1 protein-coding gene is annotated in these 560 nt (G+C 67.7%); it reads right to left on the bottom strand.

The features are described 5' to 3' along the window. Positions 1–560, bottom strand: a 560-nt coding sequence (locus tag TSA1_RS27640) for an IPT/TIG domain-containing protein (RefSeq protein ID WP_174719342.1), incomplete at both ends; no start/stop codon positions are given.

Genomic DNA, 560 nt, shown 5'->3' with positions numbered 1-560 from the left:
TCGGACCTGCGGTCGGCGAGATCGAGGTGACGGTCGGCGAGGGGATATAGGTGAACTGGTCCGCAGCAGAGGTGGCCGACGTACCGCCGGTGGTCGTCACCCTGATATCAACCGTGCCGGTGCCGGCCGGCGATGTGGCGGTGATCTGGGTCGCCGAATTGACCGTGAAGCCGGTCGCCGGCGTTGCGCCGAAGGTCACGGCCGTTGCACCGGAGAGATTGGTGCCGGTGATGGTGACGGTGGTGCCGCCCGCACCCGGACCCGACGTCGGTGAGATCGAGGTGACGGTCGGTGCGGGCACGTAAGTGAACTGGTCGGCCGCCGAGGTTGCCGATGTGCCGCCCGCGGTCGTCACCGTAATATCGACCGTGCCCGTGCCGGCGGGTGACGTCGCCGTGATCGAGGTCGCCGAATTGACCGTGAAGCCTGTTGCCGCCGTTGCTCCGAACGTGACCGCGCTCGCGCCGGAAAGGTTTGTGCCGGTGATGACCACGGTCGTGCCGCCGGTCTGCGGACCAGCCGTCGGCGCGATCGATGTGACTGTCGGCGTGCCGACATAA

Source organism: Bradyrhizobium nitroreducens, from assembly GCF_002776695.1.
Lineage (GTDB): Bacteria > Pseudomonadota > Alphaproteobacteria > Rhizobiales > Xanthobacteraceae > Bradyrhizobium > Bradyrhizobium nitroreducens.
Note: the sequence above shows the minus strand (reverse complement) of the source record. Positions and strands in the feature narration are given on the sequence as shown.